This is a genomic window from Streptomyces olindensis, assembly GCF_040645895.1.
Lineage (GTDB): Bacteria > Actinomycetota > Actinomycetes > Streptomycetales > Streptomycetaceae > Streptomyces > Streptomyces olindensis.
Window position 1 is genome coordinate 114,741 of record NZ_JBEYZD010000014.1, and the last position, 14,829, is coordinate 129,569.

Sequence of the window (14,829 nt, forward strand, 5' to 3'; positions counted from 1 at the left end):
ATGGTGGACACAGTCAAGTTCGTTCCGTGATGTGGGAGATGGCTCACTGACGGCTCCGCACCTGTCGCACCCCCTCCGCCGGGCCCCTCACACCGCCTCCCCCAGCGCGGCGATGACATCGGCCTTGCGCGGCTGGCCGGTTGCCCGTCGCACCACCCGGCCGTCGGCGTCGAGGACCAGCACGGTCGGGGTCTTGAGGATGTCCAGCCGGCGTACGAGGTCCAGATGGGCCTCGGCGTCGATCTCGACGTGCGTCACGCCCGGCACCAGGCCGGCGACCTCGTCGAGGATCCGCCGGGTCGCCCGGCAGGGCGCGCAGAACGCGCTGGAGAACTGCACGAGCGTGGCCCGCTCGCCGAGTTCCGCGCCCAGCTGAGCCGCATCGAGCCGTTTGCCGTCGTCCCGCCCGCGCACCCGCACTCTCCCGCTCCGCCGCCGTTGCAGCACTCCGTAGGCGCTCGCCGCCGCGAGCACCAGAACGCACACCACCAGTCCGGTCATCACCCGCTACAAGCGTTCACGAGACCGCAAAGATTCCCGCCCTCCCCATGGGCCGTTCCTGCGGAATGCTTGGTTCCCATGGACATCGACGCACGAGGGCCGCGCTTCGGCGCGGCCGTGACGACCGCCGTCCTGGCGGTCGTTCTGGTCACCGGGAGCGCGTGGCTGCTGGCCTGGCAGACGCTGGCGTTCCTGCTGGGCGCGGCGGGCGGGGTGGGCCGCTCGCCGTACGGCCTGCTGTTCCGCAGGGCCGTTCGTCCCCGGCTCGGGCCGCCGACCGAGTTCGAGGCGCCCGAACCGCCGCGCTTCGCCCAGGCGGTGGGGCTGCTCTTCGCCGGAATCGGCCTCGTCGGCTTCACCCTGGGCCCGGACTGGCTGGGGCTCGCGGCGACCGGCGCCGCGCTCGCCGCGGCCTTCCTGAACGCCGCGTTCGGGTACTGCCTGGGCTGCGAGTTGTACCTGCTCATCCGCCGGGTGACGGTACGCGCGGAGTAATGGGGTCGTAAAAGCACGAGGTGGGATCCCGGCGGCGACGTGACGAGAATCTCGTCCACCACGGGCACGAGGACTGGCTACCCGGCCGTTCTTCGGGCACGATCTGCGACAAGCCGTAAACCTACGGCTGCGTAACTTGTCCGCTGGGAATCCCTTCCCAGGCAGAGCAGGAAGGGTCCGACCCGCCCATGGCAGAGCTCGTCTACCGTCCCGTCGTCGGTTTCGCCCGCACGCTGTTCAAGGTGTGGGACCTCAAGATCGACTGTCAGGGTTCGGAGAACATCCCGCGCTCGGGCGGCGCCGTGCTGGTGAGCAACCACATCAGCTACCTGGACTTCGTCTTCAACGGCCTGGCGGCGCTGCCGCAGAAACGTCTCGTGCGCTTCATGGCGAAGGAGTCCGTCTTCCGCCACCGCGTCTCGGGCCCCCTGATGCGCGGCATGAAGCACATCCCCGTGGACCGCAAGCAGGGCGAGGCGGCGTACGCGCACGCCCTGGACTCGCTGCGGTCGGGCGAGATCGTCGGGGTCTTCCCCGAGGCCACCATCTCGCAGTCGTTCACGCTGAAGAGCTTCAAGTCGGGCGCCGCGCGCCTGGCCCAGGAGGCCGGCGTCCCGCTGATCCCGATGGCGGTGTGGGGCACGCAGCGGCTGTGGACCAAGGGCCACCCGCGCAACTTCAAGCGCAGCCACATCCCCATCACCATCCGGGTCGGCGAGGCGATCGAGGCCTCCCGTGACAAGTACGCCGGTGCGATCACGCGCCAGGTCCGCGAGCGCGTCCAGGAGCTCCTGGAGGCCGCCCAGCGCGCCTACCCGGTGCGCCCGAAGGGCCCGGAGGACACCTGGTGGATGCCGGCCCACCTCGGCGGCACGGCGCCGACGCCCGAGCAGGTGCGGGAGGCCGAGGCGCACTGACGCGCCCGGACCGCGCGACGCGCTCGACGCCCTCGCCCCCGGCCGGGGGCGGGTGGTCGATGCCTCACAGCGCGGCGGGGAGTGTCTGCCACAGGTGCGGCCGGTCGCGAGCCGCTTTGAGGGTGTCGAGCACGACCGGGTGCGGTGCCGCGTACAGCACCGGGTAGTCCCGTTCACCGGACGCGGGGTCGGGCGTGAAGGCGAGCCGCTCCCCGTCGAGGGAGAACCGCGCGTCCACGCCCGGTTTGTTGCCCCGGGGGTCCTGCCGGTGCCAGGCGCCGTGGAAGCGCACGGCGACCAGCCCGTGCACCTCGTCGAACTTCTGGTAGCAGAGCGCGGTCGGGATGTCCTCGGCCCGCAGCAGCGCGGCCAGCGCGTGCGCCTTGGCGTAGCAGATGCCGGTGCGCTGTTCCAGGACATCGGAGGCGCGCCAGGTGACGCGGAGGTCGCCGGAGTCCTGCGAGTGGGGAATGGTGTCACGCACGAACTCGAACGCCGCCCGCGCATACTCATACGAGTCCGCGACATCGTCGGAGAGCTTCGCGGCCGTCTCCCGCACCAGCGGATGATCGTGGTCTATCGCCTCGTCGGCGGCCAAGTACGCGGACAGGTCGGGGGTTTCCTGGATCAGCTGCATGCGGTCAGAGCATAGGGAGAGATCCACTTCCGGGTCAATGGATTTTCCATTCAGCGCATATATATGCACTACGGTGAGAACGGCCGAACACCGCCGCAACCCTTCGCCCCGCCACAACCCTTCCCGTCCTCCACGGGTCTCGGCTTGGCGGATCAGCGACAAGGAGACGGCATGAAGGACCTACAGCGCCTGCTGGGCGTGGCGCTCGCCGGTTGCGCCCTCGCGGTGGCCGGGACGGCGGCCGGGCCCGCGTACGCCCTGGAGAACGAGTTGTGGATCAGCGCACCGTACGAGACGGTGCTGCCCGGCGCGGATGCGGACGGCAGCGCGCGCGAGCGCAGCCTGGACGTCCGGGTGAGCCGGGACGTCGCCGACGGCAGGGTGCCGGAGGGGCGGCTGACGGTCGACGTCAGCGAGGTCGCTGCCTTCGCGCGGGTGTCCTGGCCCGCGAACTGCGTGCCCGAGTCGGAGGCCAGGGCGGTCTGCGCGTTCCCGGGGATGCCCGACGGGACGGAGAGCGTGCCGGCCGCCACGTTCCGGCTGAGCGCGCTGCCGGGAGCGGACCCCAGTGCCTCCGGGTACGTGCGCTATTCGGCCGTCGCCGGTGACCTGACGTCCCACGCGGGAGAGACCCGGATCGGCGTGGGCAACGGGCCGGATCTCGGGCTCGGTCCGGTCGACGACCAGCGGGGGCTCCGGCCGGGCACGGAGACGAGCGTGCGGGCGACGCTGTCCAACAGCGGCAACCGCACCGCCGAGCGCACGCTGCTGTGGCTCGACGCCTCGTACGGCCTGCGCTTCAAGGAGCGGCACACGAACTGCGAGTACCGGCAGGACGACAGGGGCGCCTCCGCCCTGTGCGTGCTGGACGAGGCGGTGGCACCCGGGCAGCGGTACGCGCTGAGCACGCCCCTCGGCGTCGGGCGGAACGCGCTGTACGAGCGGTTCGACCACGCCGTCCAGCCCTACTCGGACGAGGCGTACGAGGAGGCTCGCGGCGAGTGGACGTGGACCAGGGGCACGGGTCCGGAACTGGACCTGCGTCCCCTGGCCGCCCGGTCCGTGGCCTCGGAGCCCGACATCGACCCGCAGGACAACTACGGGAGCGTCATCCTCGAGGCCCGGAACACCGCCGACCTGAAGCTCACCGGCAGCAGGGTGCGCGGGGCCGCGGGCGACACCGTGACGGCCCGGGTCACCGTCCTCAACCGGGGTCCGGCCTGGGTGGCGTCACTGGGCGCGGGAGCGGCCGTGGCCACCCTGCGGTTCCAGGCGCCGGAGGGCACCACGGTCGTGCTCCCGCCGGAGGCGGAGGACTGCTGGCCCTCGGGCGACGGCGCGTCCCCCGCGACCTACTACTGCAAGACGCCGATCTACCTGCACGACAAGGCGTCGCACACCTTCGACGTCCCGCTGCGGATCGACCGCGTGGTGCGCGGGGCGCAGGCCACCGTGGCCACCGTCAACGACGATCCCGAGCTGAGCATCCGGAAGTTCGACCCGAACCTGCGCAACAACAGCGCGCGGATCGTCGTCAACTGACGCCGCCGGGCGGGGGATGGCCCTCGGGGGTGACTTTGCGGGCACCCCCTAGCGGGCCATCTCCTCCTTCAGTGCCGCCACGAACGCGTCCACGTCCTCCTCGGTCGTGTCGAAGGCGCACATCCATCGGACGTCGCCCGCGGCCTCGTCCCAGAAGTAGAAGCGGAACCGCTTCTGCAGGCGCTCGCTCACGTCGTGCGGCAGGCGCGCGAACACGGCGTTGGCCTGCACCGGGTAGAGGATCTCCACCCCGTGCACGGCCCGCACGCCCTCGGCGAGGCGCTGGGCCATCTCGTTGGCGTGGCGGGCGTTGCGCAGCCACAGGTCCCGGGCGAGCAGGGCCTCCAGCTGCACGGACACGAAGCGCATCTTGGAGGCGAGCTGCATGGACAGCTTGCGCAGGTGCTTCATGTGGCTGACGGCGTCCTGGTTGATCACCACGACGGCCTCGCCGAAGAGGGCGCCGTTCTTCGTGCCGCCCAGGGAGAGGATGTCGACGCCCGCGGCGTTGGAGAGGGTGCGCATCGGGACGTTCAGGGTGGCGGCGGCGTTGGCCAGGCGGGAGCCGTCCAGGTGCACCTTCATGCCGTGCGCGTGGGCGTGGTCGCACAGGGCGCGTATCTCGTCCGGCGTGTAGAGCGTGCCCAGTTCGGTGGCCTGGGCGATGGAGACGACCTGGGGCATCGCGCGGTGCTCGTCGTCCCAGCCGTACGCCTGCCGGTCGATCAGCTCGGGCGTGAGCTTGCCGTCGGGCGTCGGGACGGTGAGCAGCTTCAGGCCGCCGACCCGCTCGGGCGCCCCGCACTCGTCGACGTTGATGTGCGCGCTCTCGGCGCAGATCACCGCGCCCCAGCGGTCGGTGACCGCCTGGAGGGCGACGACGTTCGCGCCGGTGCCGTTGAAGACCGGGAACGCCTCGGCCGTGGGCCCGAAGTGGCTGCGGACGACGCTCTGCAGGTTCTCGGTGTAGGCGTCCTCGCCGTAGGAGATCTGGTGCCCGCCGTTGGCCAGGGCGAGGGCGGCGAGCACCTCCGGGTGGGCGCCCGCGTAGTTGTCGCTGGCGAATCCGCGGACCTCGGGGTCGTGATGGCGGCGGGCGTCGGTCTTCGGCGGGTTCACGGCTTCTCGGTGAGCCACAGACGGTTTCCGTTCACTTCGGCGGCGGACTTCTCCCAGACCCCGGTGATGGCCTCGGCCAGATCCTTGACGTCGGTGAAGCCCGCGAACTTCGCGTTGGGGCGCTCGGCGCGCATCGCGTCGTGCACCAGTGCCTTCACCACCAGGATCGCAGCCGCGGACGTCGGGCCCTCGGGGCCCCCGGCCTTGCGGAAGTAGTCGGCCATGGCCAGCGTCCAGGCCTCCGCAGCCGCCTTGCCGGCGGCGTAGGCGGCGTTGCCCGCGGTGGGCTTGCTGGCGCCGGCGGCGCTGATCAGCACGTACCGGCCGCGGTCGCTGCGCTGCAGCGCCTCGTGGAAGGCGAGGGAGGTGTGCTGCACGGTGCGCACCAGCAGCATCTCCAGGAAGTCCCAGTCGTCGAGGCTGGTCCGGGTGAAGGTCTCACTGCCGCGCCAGCCGCCGACGAGGTGGACCAGGCCGTCGACGCGGCCGAAGTCCTTCTCGATGCGGTTCGCCCAGTCACGGGTGGCCTGCAGGTCGAGCAGGTCGACCGTGTCGCCGGTGACGGTGGCGCCGCCGGTCGCGTAGCTCGCCGCGTCGACCGCCTCCGCCAGCCGCTCCGGGTCGTTGTCCGAGCCGATGACGGTCGCTCCCGCCTCGGCCAGCCTGAGCAGTGCCGCCCGGCCCGCGGGCCCGCCCGCACCGGCCACCGCGATCACCGCACCGCTGAGCGCCCCGTTCCCCGCCATGTTCCTCGCCTCCTGAGCAGTGTTCTCGGTACGCCGATCGCTCACGCGGCGATCCGCTCGGTGCCGTCCGCCGTGATGCCCTTGGTGGAGGCGATCACGTTCTTCAGCTTCTTGGACAGTGCCTCATAGAACATGCTCAGCGGAAACTCGTCCGGAAGCACGTCATCGACGAGTTTCCGCGGCGGCTGCGTCAGATCCAGGGCGTCGGGGCCCTTGGCCCACTTGGAGCCCGGGTGCGGGGAGAGGTAGGTGGCGACGAGCTCGTACCCGGCGAACCAGTGGACGAGCTTGGGCCGGTCGATGCCGTCGCGGTAGAGCTGCTCGATCTCGCCGCAGAGCTGGTTGGTGACCTGCGGGGCGCGCTCCCAGTCGATGGAGAGCTTGTTGTCGGTCCAGCGGACGACGTCGTGCTTGTGCAGGTAGGCGAAGAGGAGCTGGCCGCCGAGGCCGTCGTAGTTGCGCACGCGCTCGCCGGTGACCGGGAAGCGGAACATGCGGTCGAAGAGGACCGCGACCTGGACGTCACGGGCCTGCGGCACGCCCTCGCCCGCCAGCTTCACGGCCTCCTTGAACGCGGTGAGGTCGCAGCGCAGCTCCTCCAGGCCGTACATCCAGAACGGCTGGCGCTGCTTGATCATGAACGGGTCGAAGGGCAGGTCGCCGTGGCTGTGGGTACGGTCGTGGACCATGTCCCACAGGACGAACGCCTCCTCGCAGCGCTTCTGGTCGTGGACCATCGCGGCGACGTCCTCGGGCAGCTCCAGGCCGAGGATGTCGACGGCGGCGTCGGTCACGCGGCGGAAGCGGGCGGCCTCGCGGTCGCAGAAGATGCCGCCCCAGCTGAACCGCTCCGGCGCCTCGCGCACGGCGATGGTCTCGGGGAACAGCACGGCGGAGTTGGTGTCGTAGCCGGACGTGAAGTCCTCGAACTTGATGCCGCAGAAGAGCGGGTTGTCGTAGCGGGTGCGCTCCAGTTCGGCGAGCCAGTCGGGCCAGACCATGCGCAGCACGACCGCTTCGAGGTTGCGGTCCGGGTTGCCGTTCTGCGTGTACATCGGGAAGACGACCAGGTGCTGGAGGCCGTCCGCGCGGTTCGCGGCGGGCTGGAAGGCCAGCAGCGAGTCGAGGAAGTCGGGCACCCCGAAGCCGCTGTCGGCCCACCGGCCGAGGTCCTTGACCAGGGCCTCGTGGTACGCGCTGTCGTGCGGGAGCAGCGGGGAGAGCTCCCGCACCGCGTCGGCGACCCGGTGGACGGCGAGCTCGGCGTCGGCGGGGTCGGGCGCGCCCTCGGCGTCGAAGTCGATCGACCCGTCCTTGGACTGCCATGGCCGGATCCGCTCCACGGCATCCTTGAGCACGGGCCATGCCGGGTGCTCCACCACCCTGGCCACGGGAGGAACCCGCTCCTCCGAACCCACCTGCACAAGAATTTCCGTCATGTCCCATCCTCCACGGGAGAATCTCGCGTACCCCGACCGTATACACACGAGGTTCCTCCCAGCAAGGGCCACCTCGGGAAATTATCCTGCCAGACCCCGGCCTTCACCGCACTTTTTCCTGTCGGTCATGCTTGTGCCCGTACGCGCGCCGACCATGCGCTCACTCTCTGCACGGGGCGGGTCCAGGCGATACGGTCAGGTGGGCCGTCAGGCCCCCAGTGCCGCCTGTCGACGGAAGAGAGTCGCGTCTTGAACTTCCTCACCATCGGTCACCGCGGAGTCATGGGTGTGGAACCCGAGAACACCCTCCGGTCCTTCGTCGCCGCCCAGGAGGCCGGCCTCGACGCCATCGAACTCGACCTGCACCTGAGCAAGGACGGCGCGCTCGTCGTCATGCACGACACGGACGTGGACCGGACGACCGACGGCACCGGGCCGATCGCCGAGAAGACCCTCGCCGAGCTGCGGGCGCTGGACGCCGGCCGGGGCGAGCGGGTGCCGGTCTTCGAGGAGGTCCTGGAGGCCGTCCAGGCGCCGCTCCAGGCGGAGATCAAGGACGCGCAGGCGGCGCGGGCCCTGGCGCAGGTGATGAACGAGCGCGGGCTGGCCGGGCGGGTGGAGGTGTCCTCGTTCCACGACGAGGCGATCGCCGAGATCAAGCCACTGGTGCCGGGGGTGCGCACCGCGCTGATCGCGAGCCGCTACGGCACCGACATCGTGGACCGCGCGGTCGCGGTCGGCGCCGAGACGGTCTGCCTGAACATCCGCCGGCTCACCCTGGAGATCGTGGAGCGCGCCCGCAAGTCCGACCTGAGGATCATCGGCTGGGTGGTGAACACCCAGGACCATCTGCGTCTGGTCCGGGCGTTCGGCCTGGACGGCGCGACCACCGACCACCCGGACATCAAGCGCACGGGCCGCTTCACGGCCTGACGGCTAGGGCCTGTCGTTTGGATCAGGTCGCAGGAAAGCGACGGTGCTGTTCGGTGCCGGTGAGCGGGGTCATGGGGGTACCTCCCTGCTCGAGCGAAGCCGAGAGCTTGGGGGAGTCGGCGAGTGACGACAACGCGGCAGATGCGCGTGCCAGACCCCGCGTCTGCGGCGTGATCCAAACGACAGGCCCTAGCCCAGCTCCTTGACCAGCAGCTCGAACTGGAGGTCGTCGCGCCGGGGGATGCCGAAGCGCTCGTCGCCGTACGGGAACGGGGTCATCCGGCCCGTGCGGCGGTAGCCGCGCCGCTCGTACCAGGCGATGAGGTCGTCGCGTACGGAGATCACGGTCATGTGCATCTCCGTGACGCCCCAGGTCTGCCGGGCCTGCCGCTCCGCCTCCGCGATGATCATCTTGCCGAGGCCGGCGCCCTGGAGGCCGGGGCTGACCGCGAACATGCCGAAGTAGGCGTGGTCACCGCGGTGCTCCAGCTGGCAGCAGGCGACGATCCGGCCCTCCCGCTCCACGGTCACCAGCCGGCTGTCGGGCGACTTGACGACGGCCAGCACACCCTCGGGGTCGGTCCGCTGCCCTTCCAGGATGTCCGCCTCGGTGGTCCAGCCGACCCGGCTGGAGTCGCCCCGGTACGCCGACTCGATGAGCGCGACCAGCTCGTCGACGTCGGCGTCGGTGGCGTCGCGGAAGGTCAGTCCGGTGTCGAGGGTGTCCATGGGCGTCCGTCTCCGTGTCCTGGGCGAGGCTCGGGCAGGGACGAGCGTAACCGTCCCTGGTATCGGCGGAGAAAGGAGCGGTGGACCGCGCAAGCAGGTCGAAAGGTGCGTCAGAGTCGTGTCGGGGCAGCCACTAGGCTCCGGCGCATGGTGCATGTACTCAGCAGCCGGATCCTGCTCCGCCCCGCCGACCCCGAGAAGGCCCGTGCCTTCTACGGCGAGCAGTTGGGGCTCGCCGTGTACCGGGAGTTCGGGACGGGGCCGGAGCGCGGCACGGTCTACTTCATGGGCGGTGGCTTCCTGGAGGTCTCGGGCCGGTCCGAGACTCCTCCGACGCCCGCCGTACGCCTGTGGCTCCAGGTCGACGACGTCGCGGCGGCGCGGGACGAGCTGCGGGCGAAGGGCGTGGAGATCGTACGGCCGCCGGTGAAGGAGCCGTGGGGCCTGGTCGAGATGTGGATCGCGGATCCGGACGGCACGCCGATCGTGCTGGTGGAGGTCCCGGCAGACCACCCGATGCGTTACCGGCCGGGCATCTGAGGTCACCCGGGGCTGTGCTCCCAGCCCCGGTCGGTCCGGGTCAGCTCACGGAAGCCCGCCCCCGTCAGGAGGGCGAGCCTGTCCGTCTCGGCGGCCCCTTCGTAGGCGACCAGCCGGTCGATGCCGCACAGGCGGAGCCAGTCGGCGGCCTGGGCGAGCAGCCGGTGCTCCAGGCCGGCGCCGTGCCGCCCGGGCTCGATGTGCAGGTTGCCGATGTCGGCGAGGCCCGCCGCGCGGGCGTGGCGCTCCGGGCGGGCCAGGGCCGTACCCACCTCGATGAAGCCGAGGGCGTGCCCGTCGGCGCGGGCCGTGAAGCGGGTGCCGCACTCCCCCACCGTGCGCTCGACGGTGACGCCCGGCCGGGCCTCGTGGGCCGGCAGGTCGGCCACCCGGGCGATCAGGATGACCTCGGTGTCCCCGGTGTGCCGGAACCCGGCGCGTTCGTAGACGGCCCGGACGTGCGGCCAGGGGCGGGGCACGCCGTAGACGAGCGGGGCGGGGAGCGAGCCGTCGGCGTATCGGACGCGGGCGTTCCAGCGGGCGAGCCGCGCCAGGCAGGCCCGCATCAACCGGTCCGCCGCCCGGTCGGCGTCCGGCCAGAGGGACGCCGCCGGGCGGTGGACGAACCAGTTGATCTCGGCGGCGTCCCGGTAGGCCTCGCCGACCCCGGCGTCGGCGCGGTAGCGCAGCAGGTGGGCGGCGGCGACGATGTGCTCGCGCCGCTCGGCGACGAGCGTCGCCCGCTCGGCCACCCACGGGTCGGTGATGAACTCGCCGGGCCGCCGCTCCAGGTCGCCGAGGACGGTGTTCACGGAGACGGAGACGCCGGGGACCACCGCCGCCACGTGCAGGTTGACCAGGTCGGTGAGCTGGTCGCGGTCGGCTCGGCGGAAGGGGCGCACCTCGGGTTCGGGCATGACGTACCTCCGGGCAGGGTGAAGGAGCTGGAGGCCGCCACGCGGTGCGGTACGGGGCGAGGGTACGCCGGGGCCGGCGCCGCACACCACCGGGTTTCCCGGATGGCAGTTAGCCCCGGCGGCGGCTTAGCGTGCTGGAGGGGGTTTCCTGCGGAAGGAACGCCATGAAGCTCGACGCACCGGTGACCGGCGGGCCCTGCTGGACGGAGCTGGGAACCAGCGACCTGGAGGCGGCCCAGCGGTTCTACACCCGGCTGTTCGGCTGGCGGCCCGAGACGGACCCGCGGCAGGAGGCGGGCGGTTACACCGTCGCGCATCTCGGGGACGCGGCCGTCGCCGCGCTCGCCCCGCTCCACCAGCCGTCGCAGCCGGTCGCGTGGAACGTGGCGTTCGCGGTGGCCGACGCGGACGCCGGCGCCCGTGCGGTGACGGAGGCGGGCGGTGCGGTGCTGCTCGGCCCGGTGGACGTGTTCGACGTGGGCCGTTTCGCGGTGGCCGCCGACCCGGGCGGTGCCGTGTTCCAGCTGTGGCAGGCGGGGACCTTCCCGGGCGCCGGGTTGTTCAACGCGCCCGGCGCGCTGGGCTGGGTGGAGCTGTTCACCCGGGATCCGGAACAGGCCGTGGCCTTCTACACGCAGGTGTTCGACTGGACCGTCAACGCCGGGGAGCGCTACACCCAGTGGGGTGTCGGCGGTGCCGACTTCGGCGGCATGGTGACGATGGACGAGAAGTTCCCGCCCGAGGTGCCGCCGCACTGGCTGCCGTACTTCGCCGTGGCGGACGTGGACGCCACGACCGCCGTCGTCCAGCGGCACGGCACCGTCCTGATGGTGCCGACGTCCGTGCCCGACGGGCCGCGCATCGCGGTGCTGCGGGATCCGCAGGGGGCGATGTTCGGCGTGTACCGGGCCGGTGACGGATTCTGAGGCGAGGGCGGTGTCCACCGCCTCCGCACGCCGGCTCTCCGCTGACGTCGCCCCGCCGTGCGGGCTGTTCGGGTTCAGGTCCGCAGCCCGCCCAGGCGGCCCTCCAGCTGGCCGAGCAACTCGCCGAGCAGCGCGGCGAGTTCGCCCTGCTCGGGGCCGTCGAGTCCGGACAGGACGGCGGTCTCGTAGGCGAGCTGGGCGGGCAGGATGCCGTCGACGAGGTCGCGTCCGGTGTCGGTGAGGCGGAGGTGGACGACACGGCGGTCGCGGGTGTCGCCGCGGCGTTCGACCAGGCCGCGCTCGGTCAGCTGCTTCAGGCGTTTGGTGACGGCGGCGCCCGAGGAGAAGGTCTCCCGCGCCAGCTCCCCGGGGGTCAACTCGTGCCCGGTGCGGCGCAGCGCGCCGAGCAGGTCGAATTCGGGGCGGCTCAGTCCCGCCCGGCGCAGCGGGGCGTCCTCGGCCTGCTGGAGGAGGGCGGCGCAGCGGTTGATCCGGCCGATGACCTCCATGGGCCCGGTGTCGAGGCCGGGGTGCACGGTCCGCCACTGCCGGACGACCGCGGCGACGGTGTCCTCCCGCCGCCCACCGGCGAGGCCCTCTCCGGCCGGCCCTTCTCCGGCCGCGGGCATCCCACCGGCTGGATCGTCGCCGACTGCGAGCACACCGGCAGCCAGGTCCGGTTCGCCGGCCCGCCCACCCACGGCATCCACCCCGCCCCCGCGAGCCCCTGCGGCCTTCCCCGGTCGCTCCCCCGCAGGGTGTCCCCCGTCCGCCGTCCGTCCGCCCGGCGCCCGCTCTCCTCCGGTGCCCTGGTGGGGGCCGGGCCCCGATCCGGCCCCCGTGGGCGATGGTCCTTCCGTCGGCGTCATGGCCGTGCGTCCTCCGTCTCTGTGGCCGTGTCCTGGTCGGGGAGCAGCCCCTGGCGTCGTGCCGTCGCGGCGAGCGTACGGTGTCCGGACTGCTCGGCGAGCACGACCCGCTCCTGGGGCAGGGCGCGCTGCCACCACTCGCCGGCCGCCGCGTCGGCGGTCGCCCGCAGATCGGCCAGGGCGACGGCGAGGCCGCGGCGGGCCGCTTCCAGTGCGGCGGGGCGGGGGGCCGGCTCGGCCAGCAGGCGGGCGGCGTGTTCGCGGGCCCGGTCGGCGGCCTTCAGCGCGCGTTCCACGCGGTCGCCCGCGCGCCGGTTGGTGACCGCCACGGCGGCGGCGAAGCCGACCAGGGCGCCCACGACGGTGTCCGCGACCCGCTCGGTCATCAGCTCGCCGGTCGCCCGGTACCCGGCGAACTCGGTGATGAGCAGGGCCATGGGGGTCACGCAGACGCTGCCGAGCCAGTAGTTGCGGCTGATCAGCAGCTCGGCGCCGAAGCTGAACGCGAGGCAGCACAGCACGAGCGCCGCCTGCCCCAGGTGGGCGAGCGGTGCGACGGCCGCGAAGACGAGCACCCCGACGAGGTTGCCGACGACACGCTGCACGGCCCGGCTCCAGGTCAGGGCGATGTTGGCCTGGTACAGCGAGGCGGCGGTGACCAGGGCCCAGTAGGGGCGGCCGATGCCGAGGGCGAGGGAGGCGTAGCCGGCGAGCGCGCAGCCGAACGCGGTACGGGCCGCGAGCGGGGTCAGCGGGCCCAGCCGCGCCCAGAGGGGTTTGGCCGCCCGCACTCCGAGCAGTTCGTCGGCTGCCGCCGGCGGGAGACAGGCCTGCGGGACGGGCCCGGTGCCGCGCAGTGCGCGGGCCCACGCACGGAGCCGCTCGGCGTCCGCCTGCGCCGGCGCGGCGAGGGCGACCTCGGCCCGGACGACGAGCCGTTCGAGGGCGCGCCGGGTGCGGGAGCGGGCGCCGGTGGCCAGGAGCGACTGCCAGGCGGCGTGCACCGCGGCGTACCCGGCGGCACGTGCCGGGGCGTGGCCCTCCCCCGAGCCACCCAAGCCACCCGTGGCGCCCGTGCCGCCGGTGTCACCCAAGCCGCCCGTGCCGCCCGTGTCGGCGTACGCGGCGGCGGCCTTCAGGGCGGTGGCGGTGGCACGGCGCTCCGGGCCGTGCGGGCGGACCAGCGCGGGCGCCATGCACACCAGCCAGGCCCAGGCCCCGGTGGCGGCCGCCAAGGCCAGATGGCCGGGGACCTGGTCGAGGCTCTGCGGCGCGAACAGGGCGGCGGAGCTGACGAAGGTGAGGACGACGTTGCCCGGCGGACCGGTGCGCGTGGCGTCGCACAGGACCTTCTGGGCGGCGGCCAGCAGGGCACCGACCCCGACGAGCACGACGGCGCTGCCGGTGAGCGAGGCCGTGACCAGGGCGACGGCGAGGCCGCCGAGCATGCCGAGCACCACCCAGGCGAGGGCCCCGGCCCGGGCGGCGTACGGGCGGTTGTGGGTGTACAGAGCGCACAGGGACCCGGCCATCGCGTACATCGCCAGGTCGAGCCGGCCGAGCGCCAGGAGCGTGAGGTTGGGCGGGGCGATCGCCGCGACGACGCTCAGCGCGGGCTTGAACCAGATGTCCGAGGGCCGGCCCACGCGCAGCACGCCCGCCAGCGGGAGACGCGGGGCGGGCGGGGAAGCGGAAGGAGAGGGCGCGCTGCTCATACTCACCAGATTAACAGGTGTTTTACTCGTAAAACACTGCCTCTGACCTGCTGTGCTCCGCCGAATGCTCCCCGTGTACCTCCGCGCGCTCGCGTGCGCGCCGCATGGCCCGGGCATCGAAAGACCGATCGTCGAGACCGACTGCCGAGCGGGGAGGTGCGCGTGCACGGACCGGCTTCGTCCGGCTGGCTGCTGGTGGCGCTCTGCGCGATGACCGGCGTCTACTGCCTGGTGCGGATGCGGGGCGGCGGCGCCGCGGAACAGCGGCGCGCCGCGGGCGGCGAGGCGCTGATGGGCTTCGGGATGGCCGCGATGGCGGTACCGGCGGCGGTGTTCACCCCGCCGTCGTGGGCCTGGTCCGCCTACGCGGCCGTGTTCGCGGCGGCGGCGCTGCCCGCACTGTGGGCGGCGCGGGCCGGTGCCCACCACCTCCACCACCTGGTGGGGGCCGCCGCGATGGTCTACATGTCCGTCGTCATGGCCGGCTCCCCGGCGCACGCGCACGGTGGGGGCGGGTCGGGGGTCCCGCTCCTGACCGGGGCGCTGCTGCTCTACTTCGCGGGGTACGTGCTGCTGACCGGTGTCCGCCTGGTGCCGGTGGCCGCCGTGGCCGGAGAGGGCGGTGGCGGCGGTTCCGCCGGGTGGGGGGACCGGCCGGAACTGACGCGGGCGTGCCGGCTGTCCATGGGGATCGCGATGGTGGCGATGCTGCTGACGCTGTGAGCCGGAGCGCTGCGCGGCGTACGGATCCGTTGCCTGCGTCACTTCGGCGGCACAAGTCGTACCCGTGAGCGGCCCCGCGCT

Annotated in this window: 16 protein-coding genes; 7 read left to right on the top strand and 9 right to left on the bottom strand. The window is 72.6% G+C overall.

The features are described 5' to 3' along the window. Window positions 1-87: 87 nt before the first annotated feature. Complete coding sequence (locus tag ABZ948_RS11755) at window positions 88-501, bottom strand: thioredoxin family protein (protein WP_359758788.1); 414 nt, start codon at window positions 499-501, stop codon at window positions 88-90. A 78-nt stretch (window positions 502-579) separates the two neighbouring features. Between ABZ948_RS11755 and ABZ948_RS11760 the strand changes: the two genes are divergently transcribed. Continuing rightward, the gene (locus ABZ948_RS11760; protein WP_359758748.1) at window positions 580-996 is read left to right on the top strand and encodes a DUF4395 domain-containing protein; all 417 of its coding nucleotides are present in this window, start codon (window positions 580-582) and stop codon (window positions 994-996) included. Window positions 997-1,184: 188 nt separating this feature from the next. Then, a complete protein-coding gene (locus tag ABZ948_RS11765; RefSeq protein ID WP_359758749.1) occupies window positions 1,185-1,913 on the top strand; it encodes a lysophospholipid acyltransferase family protein in 729 nt (242 codons plus the stop codon). Window positions 1,914-1,977: 64 nt separating this feature from the next. On the opposite strand, the gene ABZ948_RS11770 is transcribed toward ABZ948_RS11765, so the two are convergent. Then, window positions 1,978-2,550, bottom strand: coding sequence for a transglutaminase domain-containing protein (locus tag ABZ948_RS11770; protein WP_359758750.1), 573 nt, complete (start codon window positions 2,548-2,550; stop codon window positions 1,978-1,980). A 171-nt stretch (window positions 2,551-2,721) separates the two neighbouring features. Here ABZ948_RS11770 and ABZ948_RS11775 point away from each other — a divergent pair, with 171 nt between their 5' ends. Next, the gene (locus ABZ948_RS11775) at window positions 2,722-4,092 is read left to right on the top strand and encodes a hypothetical protein (protein ID WP_359758751.1); all 1,371 of its coding nucleotides are present in this window, start codon (window positions 2,722-2,724) and stop codon (window positions 4,090-4,092) included. Between the two features lie 48 nt (window positions 4,093-4,140). On the opposite strand, the gene ABZ948_RS11780 is transcribed toward ABZ948_RS11775, so the two are convergent. Genes ABZ948_RS11780 through ABZ948_RS11790 form a run of 3 tightly spaced genes read right to left on the bottom strand, consistent with a single transcriptional unit; the run spans window position 4,141 to window position 7,396 of the window. Continuing rightward, the gene (locus ABZ948_RS11780) at window positions 4,141-5,211 is read right to left on the bottom strand and encodes a threonine aldolase family protein (protein ID WP_359758752.1); all 1,071 of its coding nucleotides are present in this window, start codon (window positions 5,209-5,211) and stop codon (window positions 4,141-4,143) included. Further along, window positions 5,208-5,957 (bottom strand): SDR family NAD(P)-dependent oxidoreductase, encoded by a 750-nt coding sequence (locus ABZ948_RS11785; RefSeq protein WP_359758753.1) that lies wholly within the window; start codon window positions 5,955-5,957, stop codon window positions 5,208-5,210. The genes ABZ948_RS11780 and ABZ948_RS11785 overlap by 4 nt, the downstream gene beginning before the upstream one ends. Before the next feature lie 41 nt (window positions 5,958-5,998). After that, entirely contained in the window at window positions 5,999-7,396 is a 1,398-nt protein-coding gene (locus ABZ948_RS11790; protein WP_359758754.1) for a DUF6421 family protein, read from the bottom strand. A 249-nt stretch (window positions 7,397-7,645) separates the two neighbouring features. Between ABZ948_RS11790 and ABZ948_RS11795 the strand changes: the two genes are divergently transcribed. After that, entirely contained in the window at window positions 7,646-8,329 is a 684-nt protein-coding gene (locus tag ABZ948_RS11795) for a glycerophosphodiester phosphodiesterase (protein ID WP_359758755.1), read from the top strand. 189 nt (window positions 8,330-8,518) lie between these two features. Here the strand turns inward: ABZ948_RS11795 and ABZ948_RS11800 are convergent, their stop codons facing one another. After that, window positions 8,519-9,058, bottom strand: a complete 540-nt coding sequence (locus ABZ948_RS11800) for a GNAT family N-acetyltransferase (RefSeq protein WP_359758756.1) — start codon at window positions 9,056-9,058, stop codon at window positions 8,519-8,521. 147 nt (window positions 9,059-9,205) lie between these two features. On the opposite strand from ABZ948_RS11800, the gene ABZ948_RS11805 reads away from it, so the two are divergent. Further along, on the top strand, window positions 9,206-9,598 hold the full coding sequence (locus tag ABZ948_RS11805; protein ID WP_359758757.1) for a VOC family protein: 393 nt from the start codon (window positions 9,206-9,208) through the stop codon (window positions 9,596-9,598). A gap of 2 nt (window positions 9,599-9,600) precedes the next feature. On the opposite strand, the gene ABZ948_RS11810 is transcribed toward ABZ948_RS11805, so the two are convergent. After that, the gene (locus ABZ948_RS11810) at window positions 9,601-10,515 is read right to left on the bottom strand and encodes a GNAT family N-acetyltransferase (RefSeq protein WP_359758758.1); all 915 of its coding nucleotides are present in this window, start codon (window positions 10,513-10,515) and stop codon (window positions 9,601-9,603) included. Between the two features lie 164 nt (window positions 10,516-10,679). Between ABZ948_RS11810 and ABZ948_RS11815 the strand changes: the two genes are divergently transcribed. Then, the gene (locus ABZ948_RS11815; protein WP_359758759.1) at window positions 10,680-11,441 is read left to right on the top strand and encodes a VOC family protein; all 762 of its coding nucleotides are present in this window, start codon (window positions 10,680-10,682) and stop codon (window positions 11,439-11,441) included. Between the two features lie 74 nt (window positions 11,442-11,515). On the opposite strand, the gene ABZ948_RS11820 is transcribed toward ABZ948_RS11815, so the two are convergent. Both ABZ948_RS11820 and ABZ948_RS11825 read right to left on the bottom strand, forming a co-directional pair. Next, window positions 11,516-12,070 (bottom strand): MarR family winged helix-turn-helix transcriptional regulator, encoded by a 555-nt coding sequence (locus ABZ948_RS11820; protein WP_359758760.1) that lies wholly within the window; start codon window positions 12,068-12,070, stop codon window positions 11,516-11,518. A 236-nt stretch (window positions 12,071-12,306) separates the two neighbouring features. Continuing rightward, complete coding sequence (locus ABZ948_RS11825) at window positions 12,307-14,025, bottom strand: FUSC family protein (protein WP_359758761.1); 1,719 nt, start codon at window positions 14,023-14,025, stop codon at window positions 12,307-12,309. 162 nt (window positions 14,026-14,187) lie between these two features. Between ABZ948_RS11825 and ABZ948_RS11830 the strand changes: the two genes are divergently transcribed. Next, the gene (locus ABZ948_RS11830) at window positions 14,188-14,748 is read left to right on the top strand and encodes a DUF5134 domain-containing protein (protein ID WP_359758762.1); all 561 of its coding nucleotides are present in this window, start codon (window positions 14,188-14,190) and stop codon (window positions 14,746-14,748) included. The last annotated feature ends 81 nt before the right edge of the window (window positions 14,749-14,829 follow it).